Below are 19077 nucleotides of genomic sequence, written 5' to 3'. Positions count from 1 at the left end.
AAAAAGACCGGAAATCGGCTGCGACCCCGCCAGCATTCAAAGCCCGTCACGTCTCCTTAATAGGAAATCTCGATTGGTTCATCCCCCTTGCCGAAACGTGGCATCACACCGAGCATCGGCGCGGACCTGCGAATGATCGCCCCGGTGACCGGCGCTGCGTTGAGACCGGCGGTGGCGCCGATGCCTTCGCGCTCGGATTTCGGCTCGTCGATCACGACAAGAACCACGTAGCGCGGATCGTCCATCGGAAAGGCGGACAGAAACGAGTTGCGACGCTTGTTGTTGACATAGCGGCCATTCTCGATCTTTTCAGCAGTGCCTGTTTTCCCGCCGACCGTATAGCCCGGAACGTCGGCCCTGCGGCCGGATCCGGACAGGACGTTCAGGCGGAAAAGATAGCGCATCATCCGGCTGACTTCCGGAGAAAGGACTTGTTTGCCAAGCTTTTGAACGTCGTCCTGCCCACGCGGCAGGAAGGTCGGCGGCAGCAGGATCCCGCCATTGACCACCGCAGCCGCCGCAACGGCGGTCTGCATCGGGGTGACGGACAGGCCATGGCCGAAGGAAATCGTCATCGCGGCAAGTTCGTTCCATTTCGGCGGCAGCAGCGGGGCAGCGTTTTCCGGCAGCTCGGTGTCGAGGCGCTTGGTCAGATGCAGACGCCCGAGGAATTCCTTCTGCCGCGCGACCCCGGTCGCCAGCATCATTTTCGCGGTGCCGATGTTCGAGGAATAGATAAAGATCTCGGGCACCGAGAGGATCCGGTTTTTCCCGTGGAAATCGGTAATGGTCTTTCCTGCGGCCCGGATCGGGCGCGTCGCGTCGAAACTGTCATTGATGGAAACCGCGCCCGAATCCAGCGCCATTGCGGTGGTAAACGACTTGAACACAGAGCCCATTTCAAAGACGCCTCCGGTCGCCCGGTTCAGACGGTCTTTCTCAAGCGCCTGCGACCTGTCGTTCGGATCGTAATCGGGCAACGAGGACATCGCCACCACCTCGCCGGTCTTGGCATCCAGCACGATGCCGGCAGCGGCGATTGCCTGGTAGCGCTCCATTGCCTTGACCAGTTCGTCGCGCACCACATGCTGCACACGCAGGTCGACCGACAACCGCACGGATTCCATGCCCCGGTCCGACGTGAAGCCGAGGGACTGGAGATCGGCCAGCCACGCATCGTCGATATACTTCTCGATACCCGCCAGTCCCTGATTGTCGACATTGACCGAGCCGACGATGTGACCGGCCGTCGGACCGCCCGGATAAAACCGCTGGTTTTCAGAAAGGAAGCCGATGCCCGGCACGCCAAGATTATGCACGTCCTTGGCCTGCTGCTGCGTCAATTCCCGCTTCAGCCAGACAAATCCGGCCCCGCTTTCCAGCCGGCGGCGCACGAGCGGTTCATCGAGTTCGGGCAGAACCCGGATCAGCCCCTCGACCGCCTCGTCAACATCCAGGATGCGCCGCGGCTCCGCAAAAAGCGACGCTGTCTTGATGTCGGTCGCAAGGATCTCCCCGTTGCGGTCAATCAGGTCCGGACGCGATGCCGAAACGGAATCCTGCGCGGAGATCCAGGCACGCGAAGGTGCCTCTTCCATCTGCGCGAGCATCACCAGCCGCCCCCCGATCGCCAAGTAGACACAGGCGAAAGCCAGCATGGCGACATAGACGCGCGATTTCACCGCACTGGAGGAGACCGAACCGCGCACTGCCTTCGGCTGCACGCGCCGCACCTGAAGAAAACTTGCCGGTTCACTTACCGTCGTCATTGTCAGCTCCTCACCGGATCACCGTGGACGAGCCGGCGTAGCCACCCATCTGATTGCCGCCGATCGGCTCAAGCATGACCGGACGGGCCGGCAAGTCTTCCGGCGTCACGATCTGCTTCACATCGAGCGCATCGAGCTGCAGATAATCGTTGTAACGTTCGACCAGAGACTGCAGACGGTCGGGCTTGTTCAGCAGGCTCCATTCCGCTTTCAAATGCCGGATCGCATCGCGCTCCTCGTCGATCCTGCGCTGGAGGTCGGCCACTTTCTCGGCAGACTTCGTCGCCGCAAGCTTCATGTCGTAGACGGTTGCCGCACCGATCACGACCGCCAGTATGAACAGGATGTTCAGCGTCCGAACCATTTCAGCCCCCTAGTCCGTGAAAATCCGCAAGACGCGGCACACCCGCGGCATGAATGTCCAGCACCCGCGCAGGCGCCGCGGTCCGCCGCCCGGCCCGAAGCTTCGCCGAGCGCGCCCGTGGGTTGCTTTCGGTCTCGTCCGAAGCCGCCTCGACCGCCTTGCGTGTCAACAATTCGAAAGTCGCCGGCGGCACCTCCGCCTCCGGCATGTGACGCGACCCGCCGCCACGGGTCTTCGTCCGGTCCTGAAAGAACCGCTTGACGATCCGGTCCTCCAGGGAATGGAAGCTCACCAGCACCAGGCGCCCGCCGGGCTTCAGGATGCGTTCCGCGGCGCCCAGCGCCTCGGCTGCCTGATGCAGCTCGCCGTTGACGTAGATGCGGAGCGCCTGAAAAGTCCGGGTGGCGGGATGAATCTGGGCTTTCTTCGGCGACCGGCCGAGCACCTTCTCGATCAGGTTTGCGAGTTCCAGCGTGCGCGAGAACGGCTTTTCCTGGCGCGCCCTGTCGATGGCATGGGCCACGGTCGTGGCCCGCTTTTCCTCGCCCAGAAGGCCGATCACCCGGATCAGGTCCTTCACGGGCAGTTCGTTCACGACATCGGCGGCGGACGGACCGGCCTGCTCCATGCGCATGTCGAGCGGTCCGTCACGCATGAAAGAAAAACCGCGATCGGCCTCGTCCAACTGCATGGAAGAGACACCGAGATCGAGAACAACGCCGTCCGCGCCTTCGAACCCGCTTGCCCTGACATGCGCGTCGAGCGCGGCGAACTGACCAGGCACCAGGTTCAGGTTGCCGTTCGCCTTGTCGACCAGGTCCTGCCCACCTGCGATGGCATCCGGGTCCCGGTCGATACCGACAACCCTGGCGCCGCGCGCCAGGATCGCCCTTGTATATCCGCCCGCGCCGAACGTGCCGTCGACAACGACCTCTCCCGGTTGCGGATCGAGCCAGTCCAGAACCTCCGACAGGAGAACCGGCACATGACGCCCAGGTCCGCCTGCGGCAGGATCTGCGTCTCTGTCGCCTGGCGCCATCATGCCGGCTCTCCTCCGGAGGAAGCGGGGTCAGACCCCGACAACATCGCAAGCGCGCGCTTTTGGGCCTCTGCGCGATACTCGCGAAACTTCTGTGGCTCCCAGATCTGGAATTTGTAGTTCATGCCGACAAATGTGACCTGGTCGGTGATGCCCGCATGGTCCCGGATCATGTCGGAAATGGTGATGCGGCCATCCCCGTCGATGCGTGGATTTTCACTGGCGCCGAACAACGCCACGGCCAGCGCATCGTGATCCGGAGACAGTTTCGCGAAGGCTTCGGACCGTTTGTTGATCTCGTCAAGCAGATCATTGCCGCCCGCGTCGACCGCATCGCAATGGGAAGATGCAATGCAATAGAGGCCCTCGAACCCGTCTCTCGCCAGCACCGCACGGAAGGATGCAGGGATCGAAACACGACCCTTGGCATCCAGCCGGTTGGTAAAGTGAGAAACAAAGCCGGCCATAAATTCCCTCGAAGCGGGTCCCGCCCGTTCAGATCCCCTGAAGCCTGCCGCGTTCCATCGAACGCGCCCAGAACGCTCCAACCCGTTTGAATAGACCGGCGTCCCGACCCCCGCCGATCACGACAGGCCGTCCGCTGGTCTCGTTACCCTGGAATGAAAGAAAGGCCGGCTATCCGCCAGGACATGCAATTTGCGAAGACGACCGTTGCCGAGCCGTTAAACCGCTGCCCTGAGCCCTACTGAAATGGGCCCGCACTCCCCATTCTGGGTTCTTATGGGATACCATGGGATTTAATGGGCGGTCAATGGAATCTCATGGATTCCAGCTCGATTTGATCGCACACGACCCCGTCGGACGACCTTAAGGCGAACATGCTTAATGAAGCCTTGACACAAAAGAAGAATCGAATTCGCAGGATTACGGAGGTTTGGGATTTTCTCCCCCGGCACGACGGCAAAATGTGCCTAGCGGGAAAGACTTGTGGAGAAGAGGGTTTCGTCCGATGCCCGTCCCGGCACCTCGCTGGCTGCGTGCAGTTACTCGGCAACGGCAGCACCGCTTCGGGTCCGGCATTTATGGACAGCTGCAACGAACAGGCCGCCGGCACAACAGCGTTGCAGAAGCACGCGCCGCTGCTTAGCCGAAGACCCGCGCGCGCTGTGTTTCTCGCGGAGATTCCCCGAAACGCTGTTTGTAGCCGACTGAAAACCGGCCGAAATGACTATGGCCGGACGCTTCCGCGACGTCGGCGACCGAATGATTGTCGCCATTGGCCAGCAGCAGATGTCGCGCGTAGGCCAGCCGCATGTCGTGCAAATAGTGAACGGGGCCGGTACCGAATTCCCGCTTGAACAGAATTTGCAGATTGCGCGGTGTGGTTCGCGCATGGGCACAGATGTCCAGAAGATTGATGTCTTCCAGGAAACGTTCACTGATCAGCTTGAGCGCGCGTTTGAGAATGGCAGGCGCCGAGGCAGTTTCCACCCGTTCCAGCAACGCTGAAACCGTATTGGGCTGACACTCGAGGAGGGAAGCGACCAGTGCCTCTTCCAAGGCCCGCTGACGGCCGTCCTGCACACCACCGAAGGCAAGGCCGTCCTCCGTGGCTCCGAACAGACCAAGCAGCCGGCGGATCCAGGCAGCACTTTCCGGCTTGCGCGTGTCAAGCCCGACTGCAAAGCGAACCCGTCCCAGCGGCATTCCCGCCATTTTTTCCGTCACGTCCTGCAGGAAACCCTGTTCGATCTGGAGAAGGATCTGCTCGCAGCCGGCATGCCAGCGCATTTTCGTGTGCCGGTCCGGATTGAGAATGCTCGCCGTCACCGGGTTTGACACCACCGTGCGGCAGCCATTGGCAATTTCGGCGGCGCCCCTGATCGGCACCTGGATCAGGTAGAATTTCGTCAGCTCGCCCGGTTCGATTGTCACATCGGCGCCATAGCGGATGTAATTGAGCGACGTCCGAAACCCCGGCGCCCTGTTCTGGCAGGCGTCGAACCGGTCCAGCGAGGAACTCCGATCGAGACGGTGGCTGCAGAAATGCCGGCCCACGATCTGGCGGGCCTCGTCGACATCCGTCGTTTCGAAGCAGCGGAACCGGTCGAGCGGCGGCCTGCGGTCTGCCTGGATCACCATGGGTAAAGCATGCCGCCGACCGCGCCGCGATGCAAGCCGCCAGCCGCGGCACGCTGCGGAACACTGCGGTACACTGCGGCATCTGACAGCAGCGGATCAGGAAATTTCGCTTTCCGGATAAAACAATCCTCACGCACGCGCTTAGCCTTCCGATGTCATCCGACAAGCATGAGGGGAACAAAATGCAACACGGAGCAGGCATCACCGCAGCCAATGCGGGTCTCGACAACATCAGCTGGAATGTGGTCGGTCACACCTACACACCGAAGGTCCTCAGCGGCAACGCATTCATCTGGCATGCCGTGATTCCGGCCGAAACCTTTGTACCACCGCATATTCACACCACGCAGGACGAATGGATCGTCGTGCTGGAGGGTGAGCTGGAGGTGGAAATGGGCGGCGCGGTCCACAAGGCCGGGGCCGGCGACACGGTGCGCATGCCCATGGGCGAGGCACACGGCATCTTCAATCGCTCCGGCAAGACGGCAACCTGCGTCTTCGGCGTGGCTCCGGCGCGCAAGCTGTTCGACCTGTTCGGGGCTCTCGACGGCGTCACCGATCCGGCGGAACTGGTCCGGCTGTCCGCGCTCCACGAGGTCGACTTCCTGCCGCCGCCCGACCAGGCCTGATCCAGCGACGCCAGAGACAAGAGGACTTCAGCAATGACAAAACGCAAAACTGTCGCCGTGATCGGCGGTGGCGTGAGCGGGCTTGCGGCTGCAAAAGCCTTCGACGAGCGGGGCCACCGCGTGCTCGGACTGGAGCGAAGCCATGATTTTGGCGGCGTCTGGGAGCCATCACGGTCCTATCCGGACGTGCAGACCCAGTCGCCAAAGGATCTGTACCGCTTTACCGATCTGCCTATGCCGCAGAACTATCCGGAATGGCCCAAGGGTCCACAGGTCCATGCCTATCTCCATGCTTATGCGGAGAAGCACAAACTGGAGAGGCTGTACCGGCTGAACACCAACGTGGTCTCGATGGATCGGCGCCAGGACGGCAGGCCCGGTTGGGCCCTTACCCTGGACGCCGCCGGCAGGACCTGGACCGAAGACGTTGATTTCGTCGCCATCTGTACCGGCCAGTTTTCCGACAAGAACATCATCACACACCCGGGCCAGCAGGATTTTCAGGAGGCCGGCGGTCAGGTGATGCACAGTTCCGAATACACCGACCCGGCCATGGCGCGCGGCAAGCATGTGGTTGTACTGGGGGGCTCGAAATCGGCAACGGACCTCGCCGTCAACGCCGCAAGGAACGGCGCCGGGTCCGTAACGATGGTCTATCGGGAGCCGGTCTGGCGGATCCCTTACTTTGTCGGCGGCATCAACTTCAAGCGGCTCCTGTACATGCGCGCCCAGGAGCAGCAGTTCAACGGCTGGGGCGGAAGCGCGCTCGGCAAGGCTGTCCGAACCGCCTGCAAGCCACTGATCTGGGCCAATTTCCGTGGCCTTGAAACACTCCTGAAATTTCAGCTCAAGCTGAAAAAGTGGGACATGGTGCCGGACGTGCCCATCGAGAAGGATGCGTCCTGCTCGCTGCCCATCGTCACACCCGGCCTGTTCGAAGGGTTCGAGAACGGCTCCATCCGTCCAGTGCGCGGCACGTTCATGGCCTATGAACCAGGACATGTTGTCCTGTCGACGGGAGAGAAGATCCCCTGCGACCTGTCTGTTCTGGCCGTTGGCTGGAAACTTGGCATTCCTTACCTGGCCAGGGAATTCCGGGACAAGCTGATCGAACCGGACGGGCAATACCGGGTCTACCGGCTGTCGGTAAACCCGGACCTTCCGGACATGGGCTTTGTCGGCTTCAATTCCAGCTTCTGTACGATTCTGTCGGCGGAAATGATCGCCAACTGGCTGGTACGCTTTGCCGACGGCCAGCTCGACAATCAGCCAAGCGACGGGGAGATGCGAACCAACATCGACGAGATGTTGCACTGGCGGCGCCAGGAACGCCCGGCGGCGCAGGTCTATGGCGGGCTCTGCTCGGCCCCGTTCCATTTCCGTCATTTCGACGAATTGCTGAAGGATATGGGGGCGACGAAACGCAAGCGGGCCAATCCGCTGGCGGAGCAGTTCTCCTATCCGAATGCGGACGCCTACGGCAGTTTCCTGGACAGCGCGCCACACTATGCGGCGAGTTGATGCAGGACTTAAGTGTGCCAGCCGGCCTGTAAGCCGGGTTCTGTATGGCCCCCTCCGAATGCGAGATCCGGAGCGGACGTGACAGCCATTCATCTGGGACGCCTGTTGCCAGACGCCTCACGCAACCAACCCGGACAGCTGGCCTGGAAACCGGCCTGGCCAGGATTGCTCCTGCCCGCGCTGTCCCTATTCGGTCTTGCTCCCGGTGGGGTTTACCATGCCGCCTCTGTTGCCAGCTGCGCGGTGGGCTCTTACCCCACCCTTTCACCCTTACTCCGGCACTGGCCTTGCGGTTTGTGCGGAGCGGTTTGCTTTCTGTGGCACTTTCCCTAAGGTCACCCTCGCCGGGCGTTACCCGGCACCGTGTTCCCATGGAGCCCGGACTTTCCTCCCCCGCGGCCTTTCGGCACTTGCGGCAGCGGCTGTCCGGCCGACTGGCGCCTGCGGACTTAAGTGGCTTTGCGCTCAAGGTCAAGCAATGTGCGGACCGGGTCGGTTTCCACAGCCCTCGTCGCGTGACCATTGTCGGTCCGCGTCCTCTTCGCCATCTCCCATGAGACACCTGGAGGACTGGTACTTCCAGTCGGCTACAGGCAATACGATAGAGCGTGACCTGCGGAGAGTTGCGAAGTTCCACCGTGACGTAACGAACGAAAAAACAACCTTGAGTAAATAATGAGTGATTTCACCTATCGACATTTATAACAATAATAATTCCTTGAAAAAGTTGAAGTTGTTTAGGTCAGATTAAATTTTTTACCTCAACCTACAGTCAAACTTATCTAGGAGACCTGCCATGCGCGGATGGAAAATCTGTTTGCCGTTTGCTTTGCTGCTTTCTTCGCAAGCCGCAGCCGAAACGGCTCTTGATCCCAATGAACTGATCACTCCCGCCGTGATCGAAAGTGTCGGTGACTGGTTGGCCAACCCGATCGTCTCACTGTCGATCAATGCCCAGAACAACCTTCGGGGCGCGCTTTCCCAGGCCGATATCGACGCGCTCGACAAACAGTGGCGCGCGGAAAGGGAGGCAAGCGACAAGCCCCTGATCTCCGCGACCCTGTCTGCGCCGCTGTCCATCTACCTGCTCAGGGTTCAGGCGGGGTCGCTCGGGCTCTACCCGGAAATCTTCGTCATGGATGCCAATGGCCTGAATGTTGGCCAGAGCGCGATTACCGGCGACTACTGGCAGGGCGACGAGGACAAGTTCCAGAAAACCTACCCCCACGGACCGGACGCGATTTTCATCGACGCGGCGGAGTGGGATGAAGACCGCAAGATCTGGCGCGCCCAGTTGAACCTGCCGGTTACCGACCCTGACACAAAAAAGGTGATCGGAGCCGCAACGGTTGAATTCAACCTGACCGAACTTCAGCGCCGCCAGTCCCCGAATTCGTGAACGGATAGACCCCATGCTCAAGAACTTATCTGTCAGCAAGAAAATCGCAGCAGGCTTTCTGACGCTGGCGCTCATCGGCGCCGTCGCGGGCGGCACAAGCGCAATCGAGGCAATGTCGGCGCGCGAAGAAGTCAATTCGGCGAACGCATTGTCCACCCTGAATACCCAGACCGCTCAACTGAGCGAAAAAATTGTCGGGCAGGCACTTGCGGTCAAATCCTTCCTTCTCACGGGCAACCGCGACTGGCTGACCAGATCGCAGGAGCTGGACGGTGAGATCTCCGGCCAGTTCACGGAAGTCGGCCAGCTGATTGCGGACACGTCGCCCGAATTCAAGGGAAACCTCGACGAACTCGAAGCGAACTGGAAGGCCTGGTACTCTCAAATCGCGGCCCGGCAGGTTGACCTCATGCGGTCCCCCGACACCGTCGACCTTGCCCGCGCGATCGAGCTGACACCCGAAAGCACAGCTCTTCTTGCGGCTGTCCAGCAGGTCAGCAGAAATTTCACGGACGCGGTCGGTGAGAAACGCCACGCCTCCGGCGTACGGCAGGACGCCCAACTGCAGACAGTGGTGTTCGTCGCGATCGCCAGCGCTGTTGTGCTCACGGTACTGGCCATGGTTCTTGGCTTCGTGAATCACATTCTGGTTTCCGTCCCTCTTGCGCGTCTGTCCGGCATCACCCAGAAGCTGGCGACAGGAGACACCTCCCAGACTGTCGATGTCGCCGAAAGGGGCGATGAAATCGGTCTGCTTGGCCGTGCTCTTGGCGTCTTCAGGGAAAACCTGATCCGCACGCGTGAACTGGAAGTCGCCGCAGCCGCGGACAGGGAAAACGCGGAACTGCAAAAGCGGCAGGAAATGGAAAATGTCGCCAGCGGGTTCGAGACCACGGTTTTGAGCATCTACAACGGCATGATCACCAAGCTTGAGGAACTGACGTCCTCGGCCGGGTCCCTGTCGAACATCGCCAACAACACGACTCAGGAGGCTCTTGCGGTTTCCGCTGCGGCCGAACAGGCCACCACCAACGTCAACACGGTGGCAAGCGCGACGGAAGAACTGTCCGCCTCGATCCGCGCCATCACCGAACAGGTCCGTTCCTCGTCGGACATTGCCCAGAACGCGGAAACGGAAGTCGAACGGTCCAACCAGGCCGTCTCGAGCCTGCAGCAGGTGGTTGCGCGGATCGGTGACGTGACCAAGCTCATCACCGACATTGCCGAACAGACCAACCTGCTCGCCTTGAACGCCACGATCGAGGCGGCCCGGGCCGGAGAGGCCGGCAAGGGATTTGCCGTGGTTGCCTCCGAAGTCAAGGCACTGGCCTCGCAGACTTCCAAGGCAACGGAAGAGATCGACCGTCAGATCACCGAAATGCGCCAGGCAGCGGACGCTTCCACGGAAGCCACCGGTTCGGTCGCCGACATGGTTCGCAAGATCACGGAAAACACGACCGCCATGTCCGGAGCCGCTGAAGAGCAGAACCTGGCAACAACGGAAATCGCCAGCAGCGTCGCCGAGGCCGCGCAGGGTACCGAAGGCGTGTCCCGCTCGATCGCGGAAGTCAGCGATGCCGCCGGCGAAACCGCCAAGCTCGGCACCGACATGAACGCCACGGTCGGCGAACTCCATGACCAGTCCAACAGCCTGCGTCAGGCAATGGAAGACTTCCTGACCAAAGTGCGCGCGGCCTGAGGAAGGACCGCCGCCACGGCAGGTATCCTTCAGGCAATGCAACATTATTTCCCGCGGCAGTTCTCTGCCGCGGGAGCAGCCACGCCGAAGAGACGCTTTCGGCCCGGCGGCGCTCCTGGAAGACGCCCATGGGACGGTTCATCCGCATCTCACGCCTCCAGAAGACCGGCAAGGGCTTCGGCGCCCCGCTCGATCTGCTCTGCAGTGGCGCCCGCAAAGCCGATGATCAGGCCGTTTCTGTGGTCCCGGTCAAGATAGCAGCTGCTGAGCGGAGACACCGAGAAGCCCTTTTTCTGCATGGCCCGCGCGACCCCGACATCATCGACAGGGTCGCGGAATTTGACGGCGACCTGCACGTTTCCTGTGGGCGGCGCCACCTCCAGCCGGTTGCCGAGGCGCCTGTTCAGCGTCTCAAACAGATGGGTTCCCCGTTCCTCATAGACATGACGGATCAGCTTGAGATGTTTCTGGTAGGCACCGCCATCCATGAAGCGGGCCAATGCAGCCTGCGCCTGAACGTTGGCGGCACAGCCCATGTTGCGCATGAGCTGTGACATCGGTTCGACCAGCGGCGACGGAACGACGCAATAGGCAATATGCAGTCCGGGCATGAGGCTCTTCGAAAAGGTGCCGAGATAGATCACCTGCCCTTCTGCGGCCAGACCGTAGAGAGCGGCGACCGGCCGCCCGGAAAACAGGAATTCGCTGTCATAGTCATCTTCCAGAATGATCGCTCCGGCGGAGCGCGCCGCTTCCAGAAGCGCGAGACGCCGGGCCAGCGGCATGCGTGCTCCGAGCGGATAGTGATGCGACGGCGTGACGTAGATGAGTTTGGGAGCCCCGCCCACGGCACTCATTTGCGCCGCGTCCGCACCTTGGGCATCGACAGGCAGCGGCCGTATCCGGAGCCCGGCTGCATGAAACGCCGTTCGTGCTCCCAGATACCCCGGATTTTCCAGCCAGACCTCGTCGCCGGTGTCCGCAAGCGCCTGGCTCAGCAGCGCCAGGCTTGCCTGCATGGATCCGGTGACCAGGATCTGGTCCGGCGCGGCCCTGACACCGCGTTCGGCGGCTAAATGACGTGCAAGCTGCCGCTTGAGCGCGGGCACGCCGGTGTAGTTTCGATACTGCAAATCGGCGCTGCGCTCGTGCCGGGCCGCGCGTCGCAGGCAGCGCGCCCATTCCTCATATGGAAAGCAGTCGAGTGCCGGCGCGCCCGGCCGCAGTGCGCCGTCATCGGACAGCCAGCCCTCTCCGCGCAGGTTGACCGCCAGCCTTTCGCCACGCCCGGACAGGACAGGGTCGGCCACCCGGCCGGGGCTGCCGGGCGGCGCCCCTTCCGGCAGCAGGTTTTCAGCGATCCTCGGGGCAGCCCCCGGCCGGACTGAAATGATCCCTTCAGCCTGGAGCAACTCGTATGCGGTGTTCACCGTGTTTCGGGCAACATCGAGGGACAAGGCGAGGCGCCGGGTCGACGGCAACCTCGTTCCCAACGTCAGCAGACCGGTGCGCACGGCCTGCCGGACTTCCCGGTAGATCTGCTCCGGCAAGGGGATGTCACCTGCCCGATCCAGGGTCACGATGCCTTCGGAAAAAACTGGTTCTGCCATTTTTAAAAAACAGGCCCTTTATTAGGTCCAATTTATCGAAGAAACCTCAGGAAACAAGACAAGATTTTGAATTGGACCCACGCCATGACGCACCCGGACACCCGCCTTGCAAAACCCCGGACATCCAATGATCTTCCGCGCCATGCAAGGATCCGGCAGATGAACCGGGGTGGCTACGACCGTGACCTCGCCTATGGAATCCTGGATGCCGGCCTGGTCGCCCATGTCGGCTTCATCCAGGACAACAGGCCGATGGTCATTCCCATGGCCTATGCCCGGATTGGCGACAGGGTCTATATCCATGGCGCCAGCACCACACGCATCATCAAGGCCAACGGCGCCGGCGTTCCCGCCAGTCTCACCGTGACCCTGGTCGACGGCATCGTTGTCGCGCGTTCCGCGTTTCATCATTCGATGAATTACCGCTGCGTGGTTCTTCACGGCACGGCACATCTGGTCGATGACCCCGCCGAACAGACCGACGCGCTCGCAGCCATTACCGATCACCTGCTGCCCGGACGCTGGTCGGAATGCCGTGACATGACGCCAAAAGAGCTGAAGGCCACCGGTGTTCTCGTGATGGACATCGACCACGCCAGCACCAAGGTGCGCACGGGCGGACCGGTCGATGACAAGGACGATCTCGGGTCGGACATCTGGGCCGGTGTCGTGCCGGTTGTCACCGCGCTGGGGCAGCCCTTTTCAGCCTCGGACGTGCCGGACCACTCACCGGTTCCGCCATCGGTTCCGGCCGCGCGCAAAAAGTTCATCTGATGGGGAAGCGGTCCCGGAACGAAAAAACCCCGCCGGACATCCGGCGGGGGCTCTTTTGCGCCCATTGGCGCCAGTCTTGAAGACCGGTCAGCTTGAAGCCAGGATCCGCTTGACCTTGGTGCAATACCGCCGGCTTACCGGGTTCATGCTTCTTGCATAATGGCCTGCATTGTAGCGCAGAATGGTACCGCACAGGTCCCCGTTGGCGCGCTTGTGAGCGCCCGCGAGATACTTCATGCCCCATTCGAGATTGGTTTCAGGCTTGTAAAGGGCCTTGGTCGAGCCGCGATAGCCTAGCCCGCGCGCCGTCGCCGGCTTGATCTGCATCAGGCCGACTTCCCCGGCTCTGCCCCGTGCGCGCGCGTTGAAGTTGCTCTCCACTTCGACAACGGCCTTGGCAATCTTGACCGGCACACCATGCTTGGCCGCGGCCTTGCGGATCAGCTTGGTATATTTCTGCTGGGCGGAGACAGACCGCCGCGCCGCGGCCTTCCTGTTCACACTGGCGACCTTTTTCGATTTGGCCGCGGATGATGTTGCATCCTTCGATTTCTTGTCAGCATCGATGATGTGAAGGATGGGCTCGTCTCCCGCACCGGCAGACACGGCGGTCGGCATGAGGGTCGCGGTTGCACAGGCGAAAAGGCATAGCGCCCCAGTCAGTTTCTTGATTGACCGTAACATGAAGTCCAGCTCTTTTTGGTTTTCGTTGCGTTGATTTCTGGCCGAAGAAATGCCAGCGCTATGGGACCAAAATGGGCTCTGCCCGATCACGAATTATTTCGTTTTATTGCAGAAAAACCTGCTGTTTCCGTGCGAAATCATGGCAAAATCGGCAGTTTGTGGCAAAATAAGGCAAGCATTTCGGCGGGAGCGCGGCCCCGACAAGAATGACTGTGATCCATCCGGATATTTTTATTCGAATTTGCCGCGCGGAAGGAACCGGTTCGGTGCGCAGGCGTTCACACTCCCGCGCCGGCTGTGCCCGACATCGACGGTAATTTGCGCAGCAGCGCATTCAGGGTCTCGATAGTGGACTGGTCGACGACACCGTCGACCTTCTCCTGACGGAAGTGCCGCTGGAAAGCGGTCACCGCTTGCCGGGTTTTCAGATCGAACTCCCCGGTTATGTCCAATTCATAGCCGTAAAGCGCCAGCATGGACTGAAGGGCCTCGACGGGCTGGCCGCTGTCCCCCTGTTGCATGAACAACCCGGAACCGAGCGGAAAGGGAGGCACGTAAAGGCCGATACCGGATGCCGCAAGCCGGTCCCAGGGAAACAGTTCTCCCGGGTCTTCCTTCCGGTCGGAGGCGATGTCGGAATGCCCCAGAACCATCCAGGGGTCGATACGGTGGCGCTCGCAAATGTCGCGCACCAGGGCAATCACCGCCTCGATCTGGGCTGCGGGAAAGGGCCGGTATCCGTGGTCATGGCCGGGATTGACGATCTCGACGCCGATCGACCGTGAATTGATATCGGTCTCCCCCTTCCAGAAACTGCGCCCCGCATGCCATGCCCGCCGCGATTCGGGAACACACTGGAGAACCGATCCGTTTTCGTCGACGAAATAGTGGGCGGAGACCTCGGCGCGCGGATCGCACAGTCTTTGCAGGGCCGCCTCGGCGCTCGGCATTCCGGTGTAATGCAGCACCACCATGTCGATCGGCGCCCCCGGAGCCCGCTGGCCATGGTTGGGCGAGGGATGAATTCTTGCCTTTATGCCGGTGTCCGTGGCGACGCTCATAGGCCTCTTTCCGCACAGATCTGTGCCCAGGCATCGTTGAGCGCGGCAAGGCGGTCGTTGGCGATCCGCACGAATTCTTCCGGAACGCCCCTCGCGATCAGGCGATCGGGATGGGTTTCCTGAACTTCCCGCCGGTAGTGCGCTTTCAAGTCCAGATCACTTGCCTCCGAGCCAAGACCGAGCACCTCGTAGGGGTTGCCCTCGTTGCGCACATGTCTGGCGAGGATCTTCGAGAACTCGCGATCGTCGATTCCGAAAACCTCGGCCACCCTGGAAAGATAGCCTATTTCGCTTTCGTGGACGACGCCGTCGGCTTTCGCAATGTAAAAAAGCCCGTCAAGAATATCGAGCAGCGTCTTCCTGTCGTAAGGAAACAGGTCGGCGAGCTTTTTGGCATAGACCTCGAAGCCGGCAATGTCCTCCTGAGCCAGATTGAACAGCCGTGCAACGTTGCGCTCTTCATTCGGCGGAACGTCGAACAGGTCACGGAAGGCCAGGATTTCGTCCGTGGTCACAACACCGTCCGCTTTGGCCATCTTGGCCGACAGGGCGATCATCGCAACAGTGAAGCCAACGCTGCTGGTGCCTTCCGGCCGCGCCAGCACAAGCTGAACCAGCCGGTCGACGATTTGTGCGCCACCGGTTCCAATCGCCGCGACAATTGCCCCGAGGCTGCTCCAGACACTCACAAATCAGCTCCTGCGGGACATTGAGGAATTCAGGCGCCTCGGCCTGGCTCGAACCACCATTTGAAACGGTCAACTTCACTCTTATCGACCCAGCCGGGATTTGGCCAGATCAATGGATCACCAATCGGAGCAGACCGGCCGCCGGTATTTTGCGGACACGATCATCCCATTGATGCGGCCCTCCGGCAGGTGGCTATCTCCCGGACAGTTTTCCGGTCCGCACGACACGGCCACCGAAATCTCTCTGGTTGCAAGGGGACCAAAAACACTTTTCTCACCCCGAAGGCCCGATTTCCGGGGCGATTCATGATGGTTAAAGGAATTATACCTAGTCTCTGCTGTCGAATGATGGCAAAACGGTACCGCCCCCGATGGCAAATTTCATTGTTAGAAGCAACACTGTTATTTTCTTCATTTCGATGTCGCTGGTCCTGACACTCGCGCTGGGAGTTTATGCGAGCAACCGCCTGCTTACCCACTGGCTTCTCGTTCGAGGCCTTGAACAGGTATTTCTTCCACAGGAACCAGCCTTGAACAATATGCTCCGGGCCGTCGCCGACACGTCGTCAGCGCCATCCGTGGTATCCGGATTGCGCCTGTCCGCACAGCAGCCAGGGCGGACGGACTTCCCCAAGGACCAGTTGGAAACCCTGCAGAAACTGTTTCAGGTGGCAAACGGACGGTCCATGGTGCTGGACGCCGCGACCCTCCTGCCCGCCGCAACGCCTGACGGCGGTTTCCAGGCTACAAGCCTGGCCGCGGTTCCCTGGGACACGGAAAACCTGCTGCGTTCCTCCAAGCTGCTGGACGTGGCGAAAGGGACGCTGGACGAGAGCAGACCGCTTGCGGTCATCCCCGACATGACCTGGCTGGGGAAATTCGGCCACAACGCCTTGATTGCCTATCGGCCGGCCAAGGCTGATCCCGGTCTGCCGGGCCTGTTGCTGCTCGTGACCCAGCAGGAGCTCCTGACCAGCCTGACACCTCTGATCTGGTCCATAAGTGCGGCCATCGGCGGATTGTGCCTGGCCTCCTTCGTCTTTGCCGGTATCCTGCTCTGGATGCGGTTTTACGATCAGGTCCGCACCAATCGCGACATCCAGTTTCTGGCACATCACGACACGCTCACGGGGCTGCCGAACCGGGCCGTCTTCAACGCCCGGCTGACGGAAGCCCTTCGCCTGGCACAGGCCAAGGCCTCCAACATCGGCGTCATGCTGATCGACGTGGACAAGTTCAAGGACATCAACGACACCTATGGTCATGGCACCGGAGACGTTTTCCTCCAGATCGTCGCCGAACGCCTGAAGGCGGTTTTCGGCAATCACCTGGTCGCCCGACTGTCTGGCGACGAATTCGCTGTAATGCTCAGCTCGCTTTCCGATCCTGCGCGAATGACCCGGCTCGCCGCCGACATGATGTCCGCCACCAATGCCCCCTGTACCATCGACGGCAAGGACATCGGGATCTCGCTCTCCATCGGACTTGCACGCGCAACCGACGGATCCTGGCGCTCGTCGCGTCTGCTGCATTGCGCCGACCTTGCCCTCTACCGAGCCAAACACAGCGGACGCTCGACCTTCTGCTGGTACACGGCCGAACTCGACGCCGACGCCCAGAAACGCAAGGAAATCGAGGAAGGCCTTGCGAAGGCCCTGAAGTTCAACCAGTTCAAGCTTCTCTATCAACCGCAATACGCCCTCAGAGATGGAGCCTTGAAAGGCTACGAGGCCCTGATCCGCTGGGAACAGCCGGGCAAGGGGATGATCAGGCCGGACGTTTTCATTCCGATTGCCGAAGACACGGGACTTATCGAGGAAATCGGCACCTGGGTCCTGAACAACGCCTGCCTCGAGGCGGCTCTTTGGGAGGACAAGAGCCGCAAGGTCGCGGTGAACGTCTCAGCGGCCCAGTTCATCGCCGGAGAAACCCAGAAGCGGGTCGCCCAGGCCTTGCAGATGTCACAGCTGGATCCGCAGCGCCTGGAAATCGAGATTACCGAGAGCCTGCTGATTTCGAACACGCAGGCCGTGCTCGACACGCTCAGGCAGATCCGCGACATGGGCGTCTCGATCGCCATGGACGATTTCGGTACCGGCTATTCTTCGCTGAGTTATCTGAGCCTGTTCCCCTTCGACAAGATCAAGATCGACAAGGCCTTCATTCAGAATCTCGGCAAGGATGCCAGCACGGACGCGATCGTCACATCGATCGTCGGCCTTGGCCGGTCTCTGGACGTGACAATCACGGCCGAAGGTGTCGAGACCGAGACCCAGGCGGTCCTGCTCAGCGCCACCGGCTGCGATCTGGTGCAGGGCTTCATGTTCGGGAAACCCGACGCCGTCGAAAAACACGAAGCCGCCTTTCCGGTTTTCCCGCTGAACACCAGTGGCGGCAGATGGTTTCCGCAACAAGGAACACCGGCCGCCGCATCGCCCAGGATCAGGCATTCGCCAAAGCTTGCACGAAGTGCGAGGGCCGTCGGCGAGCAGCCGGATCCCTCCTCTGTAGACGGAGGCCGGGACAGGAACAAGGACGCCGACCCGCTCGGCGGGCCGGACGCTCCGCTCAAATCGACGGTGTGACCGCACCCGATGCCTCAGCCAGGACGGCCGGGGTGTCCGCGCCCTTCAAGCGGGCCGCTTTTCGTTCCGAATACCGGTCAACCAGGTAGTCCGACTGGCCGCGCAACAAAAGCGTGAATTTCATCAGTTCCTCGATGACATCGACCACCCGGTCATAGAGCGGCGACAGCTTCATGCGCCCGTCCTCTTCGAATTCCTGATAAGCCCGGGGCACCGACGACTGATTTGGAATGGTCATCATGCGCATCCAGCGTCCCAGAACACGCATCTGGTTGAGCGCGTTGAAGGACTGGGAGCCACCGGAAACCTGCATGAGTGCCAAGGTCTTGCCCTGGGTCGGCCGGATGGCGCCAAGGCTCAAGGGAATCCAGTCGATCTGCGATTTCAAGATACCGGTCATGGCGCCGTGGCGCTCCGGCGAGCACCAGACCTGGCCTTCCGACCAGGCGCACAGCGCGCGCAGTTCCGCCACCTTCGGGTGATCCGTCCCCGCGTCATCCGGCAAGGGCAGTCCGGAGGGGTCGAAGATCCGTGTTTCCGCGCCGTAGTAATGCAACAGGCGTTGCGCTTCCAGGGCCAGAAAGCGGCTGTAGGACCGTTCCCGCAGGGACCCGTAAAGCAGCAGGATACGAGGGGGATGGCCGGGACGGTCCGGTGCGAACAGCCGCGTTTCGCTGATCGGTGCCAGATCCTCCCCCGAAACATTCACGAGGCCGTTTGAACCGCTTCCCGACTCAGCCATGCGTTTTTCCCGAGGTCACCACTTCGCCGTCTTCCTTGGTGAAGGAGCCGATATCTTGCTCCAACAGCGCCATGACCTTTTCAGACGGACGGCACAGGGCCACACCCATCTCCGTAACAACGATCGGTCTGTTGATCAGGATCGGATGCGCCATCATGAAATCGATCAACTGGTCGTCCGTCCATTTGTCGTCGCCCAGGCCCAGCTCGTCATAAGGCGTGCCTTTCTGGCGCAGCAGATCTCGCACCGGAATGCCCATGCGAGCGATGAGATCGACAAGCTCTTCCCGGCTGGGCGGCGTCTTCAGATATTCGATGATACGCGGTTCGGCGCCGGATTCGCGGATCATTTCCAGCGAATTGCGCGACGTCCCGCATTGCGGGTTGTGATAGATCGTAATGGTCATGGG

The 19077-nt window shown here is 61.1% G+C and carries 17 protein-coding genes and 1 other RNA gene; 6 read left to right on the top strand and 12 right to left on the bottom strand.

What is annotated here, in order from left to right:
• Window positions 1-56: 56 nt before the first annotated feature.
• From AC0VX3_RS09810 to AC0VX3_RS09790, 5 genes are all read right to left on the bottom strand, one after another.
• On the bottom strand, window positions 57-1769 hold the full coding sequence (locus tag AC0VX3_RS09810) for a peptidoglycan D,D-transpeptidase FtsI family protein (RefSeq protein WP_475524553.1): 1713 nt from the start codon (window positions 1767-1769) through the stop codon (window positions 57-59).
• A gap of 10 nt (window positions 1770-1779) precedes the next feature.
• A complete protein-coding gene (gene ftsL, locus AC0VX3_RS09805) occupies window positions 1780-2133 on the bottom strand; it encodes a cell division protein FtsL (RefSeq protein ID WP_342891897.1) in 354 nt (117 codons plus the stop codon).
• A 1-nt stretch (window position 2134) separates the two neighbouring features.
• Entirely contained in the window at window positions 2135-3175 is a 1041-nt protein-coding gene (gene rsmH / locus AC0VX3_RS09800; RefSeq protein WP_475524552.1) for a 16S rRNA (cytosine(1402)-N(4))-methyltransferase RsmH, read from the bottom strand.
• A complete protein-coding gene (locus tag AC0VX3_RS09795) occupies window positions 3172-3639 on the bottom strand; it encodes a division/cell wall cluster transcriptional repressor MraZ (protein ID WP_475524551.1) in 468 nt (155 codons plus the stop codon). The genes rsmH and AC0VX3_RS09795 overlap by 4 nt, the downstream gene beginning before the upstream one ends.
• A 637-nt stretch (window positions 3640-4276) precedes the next feature.
• On the bottom strand, window positions 4277-5275 hold the full coding sequence (locus tag AC0VX3_RS09790; protein ID WP_475524550.1) for an AraC family transcriptional regulator: 999 nt from the start codon (window positions 5273-5275) through the stop codon (window positions 4277-4279).
• Window positions 5276-5457: 182 nt separating this feature from the next.
• Here AC0VX3_RS09790 and AC0VX3_RS09785 point away from each other — a divergent pair, with 182 nt between their 5' ends.
• Complete coding sequence (locus AC0VX3_RS09785; protein ID WP_475524549.1) at window positions 5458-5904, top strand: cupin domain-containing protein; 447 nt, start codon at window positions 5458-5460, stop codon at window positions 5902-5904.
• A 33-nt stretch (window positions 5905-5937) separates the two neighbouring features.
• Entirely contained in the window at window positions 5938-7425 is a 1488-nt protein-coding gene (locus AC0VX3_RS09780) for a flavin-containing monooxygenase (RefSeq protein ID WP_475524548.1), read from the top strand.
• Between the two features lie 13 nt (window positions 7426-7438).
• Here AC0VX3_RS09780 and rnpB read toward each other — a convergent pair.
• An RNA gene (rnpB, locus tag AC0VX3_RS09775) (RNase P RNA component class A) lies at window positions 7439-7863 on the bottom strand.
• A 358-nt stretch (window positions 7864-8221) separates the two neighbouring features.
• Between rnpB and AC0VX3_RS09770 the strand changes: the two genes are divergently transcribed.
• Window positions 8222-8824 carry a hypothetical protein gene (locus tag AC0VX3_RS09770; RefSeq protein ID WP_342891891.1) on the top strand — a complete coding sequence of 201 codons (603 nt, stop codon included), beginning with the start codon at window positions 8222-8224 and terminating at the stop codon, window positions 8822-8824.
• Window positions 8825-8837: 13 nt separating this feature from the next.
• On the top strand, window positions 8838-10523 hold the full coding sequence (locus AC0VX3_RS09765) for a methyl-accepting chemotaxis protein (RefSeq protein ID WP_475524547.1): 1686 nt from the start codon (window positions 8838-8840) through the stop codon (window positions 10521-10523).
• A gap of 149 nt (window positions 10524-10672) precedes the next feature.
• On the opposite strand, the gene pdxR is transcribed toward AC0VX3_RS09765, so the two are convergent.
• Complete coding sequence (gene pdxR, locus AC0VX3_RS09760) at window positions 10673-12133, bottom strand: MocR-like pyridoxine biosynthesis transcription factor PdxR (protein ID WP_475524546.1); 1461 nt, start codon at window positions 12131-12133, stop codon at window positions 10673-10675.
• An 84-nt stretch (window positions 12134-12217) separates the two neighbouring features.
• Here pdxR and AC0VX3_RS09755 point away from each other — a divergent pair, with 84 nt between their 5' ends.
• Window positions 12218-12907, top strand: a complete 690-nt coding sequence (locus AC0VX3_RS09755; protein ID WP_475524545.1) for a pyridoxamine 5'-phosphate oxidase family protein — start codon at window positions 12218-12220, stop codon at window positions 12905-12907.
• An 87-nt stretch (window positions 12908-12994) separates the two neighbouring features.
• Here the strand turns inward: AC0VX3_RS09755 and AC0VX3_RS09750 are convergent, their stop codons facing one another.
• From AC0VX3_RS09750 to AC0VX3_RS09740, 3 genes are all read right to left on the bottom strand, one after another.
• A complete protein-coding gene (locus AC0VX3_RS09750) occupies window positions 12995-13591 on the bottom strand; it encodes a lytic transglycosylase domain-containing protein (RefSeq protein WP_342891887.1) in 597 nt (198 codons plus the stop codon).
• A 278-nt stretch (window positions 13592-13869) separates the two neighbouring features.
• The gene (locus tag AC0VX3_RS09745) at window positions 13870-14652 is read right to left on the bottom strand and encodes a peptidoglycan recognition protein family protein (protein WP_475524544.1); all 783 of its coding nucleotides are present in this window, start codon (window positions 14650-14652) and stop codon (window positions 13870-13872) included.
• The gene (locus tag AC0VX3_RS09740) at window positions 14649-15341 is read right to left on the bottom strand and encodes a molecular chaperone DjiA (protein WP_342891885.1); all 693 of its coding nucleotides are present in this window, start codon (window positions 15339-15341) and stop codon (window positions 14649-14651) included. The genes AC0VX3_RS09745 and AC0VX3_RS09740 overlap by 4 nt, the downstream gene beginning before the upstream one ends.
• Before the next feature lie 539 nt (window positions 15342-15880).
• On the opposite strand from AC0VX3_RS09740, the gene AC0VX3_RS09735 reads away from it, so the two are divergent.
• Window positions 15881-17926, top strand: coding sequence for a putative bifunctional diguanylate cyclase/phosphodiesterase (locus AC0VX3_RS09735; protein WP_475525160.1), 2046 nt, complete (start codon window positions 15881-15883; stop codon window positions 17924-17926).
• Here AC0VX3_RS09735 and arsH read toward each other — a convergent pair.
• Window positions 17910-18668 (bottom strand): arsenical resistance protein ArsH, encoded by a 759-nt coding sequence (gene arsH / locus AC0VX3_RS09730; RefSeq protein ID WP_475524543.1) that lies wholly within the window; start codon window positions 18666-18668, stop codon window positions 17910-17912. The two genes, AC0VX3_RS09735 and arsH, sit on opposite strands and share 17 nt — an antisense overlap.
• Entirely contained in the window at window positions 18661-19074 is a 414-nt protein-coding gene (arsC, locus tag AC0VX3_RS09725) for an arsenate reductase (glutaredoxin) (protein WP_475524542.1), read from the bottom strand. Before arsC ends, arsH begins: the two co-directional genes overlap by 8 nt.
• Between the last annotated feature and the right edge of the window lie 3 nt (window positions 19075-19077).

Source organism: Roseibium sp. QJM3NY_11 (assembly GCF_056173175.1).
The sequence above is the reverse complement of the archived record's forward strand: the minus strand, read 5'-3'. Positions and strand labels throughout refer to the sequence as shown.

Excerpts from the sequence above, each read along its gene's own strand:
- AC0VX3_RS09810 (WP_475524553.1), bottom strand. The coding sequence starts at position 1,769 with ATGACGACGGTAAGTGAACCGGCAAGTTTTCTTCAGGTGCGGCGCGTG.
- AC0VX3_RS09765 (WP_475524547.1), top strand. The coding sequence starts at position 8,838 with ATGCTCAAGAACTTATCTGTCAGCAAGAAAATCGCAGCAGGCTTTCTG.
- AC0VX3_RS09785 (WP_475524549.1), top strand. The coding sequence starts at position 5,458 with ATGCAACACGGAGCAGGCATCACCGCAGCCAATGCGGGTCTCGACAAC.
- arsH (WP_475524543.1), bottom strand. The coding sequence starts at position 18,668 with ATGGCTGAGTCGGGAAGCGGTTCAAACGGCCTCGTGAATGTTTCGGGG.
- AC0VX3_RS09745 (WP_475524544.1), bottom strand. The coding sequence starts at position 14,652 with ATGAGCGTCGCCACGGACACCGGCATAAAGGCAAGAATTCATCCCTCG.
- AC0VX3_RS09735 (WP_475525160.1), top strand. The coding sequence starts at position 15,881 with ATGCTCCGGGCCGTCGCCGACACGTCGTCAGCGCCATCCGTGGTATCC.
- rsmH (WP_475524552.1), bottom strand. The coding sequence starts at position 3,175 with ATGATGGCGCCAGGCGACAGAGACGCAGATCCTGCCGCAGGCGGACCT.
- ftsL (WP_342891897.1), bottom strand. The coding sequence starts at position 2,133 with ATGGTTCGGACGCTGAACATCCTGTTCATACTGGCGGTCGTGATCGGT.
- arsC (WP_475524542.1), bottom strand. The coding sequence starts at position 19,074 with ATGACCATTACGATCTATCACAACCCGCAATGCGGGACGTCGCGCAAT.
- AC0VX3_RS09755 (WP_475524545.1), top strand. The coding sequence starts at position 12,218 with ATGACGCACCCGGACACCCGCCTTGCAAAACCCCGGACATCCAATGAT.
- pdxR (WP_475524546.1), bottom strand. The coding sequence starts at position 12,133 with ATGGCAGAACCAGTTTTTTCCGAAGGCATCGTGACCCTGGATCGGGCA.
- AC0VX3_RS09795 (WP_475524551.1), bottom strand. The coding sequence starts at position 3,639 with ATGGCCGGCTTTGTTTCTCACTTTACCAACCGGCTGGATGCCAAGGGT.
- AC0VX3_RS09750 (WP_342891887.1), bottom strand. The coding sequence starts at position 13,591 with ATGTTACGGTCAATCAAGAAACTGACTGGGGCGCTATGCCTTTTCGCC.
- AC0VX3_RS09780 (WP_475524548.1), top strand. The coding sequence starts at position 5,938 with ATGACAAAACGCAAAACTGTCGCCGTGATCGGCGGTGGCGTGAGCGGG.
- AC0VX3_RS09770 (WP_342891891.1), top strand. The coding sequence starts at position 8,222 with ATGCGCGGATGGAAAATCTGTTTGCCGTTTGCTTTGCTGCTTTCTTCG.
- AC0VX3_RS09790 (WP_475524550.1), bottom strand. The coding sequence starts at position 5,275 with ATGGTGATCCAGGCAGACCGCAGGCCGCCGCTCGACCGGTTCCGCTGC.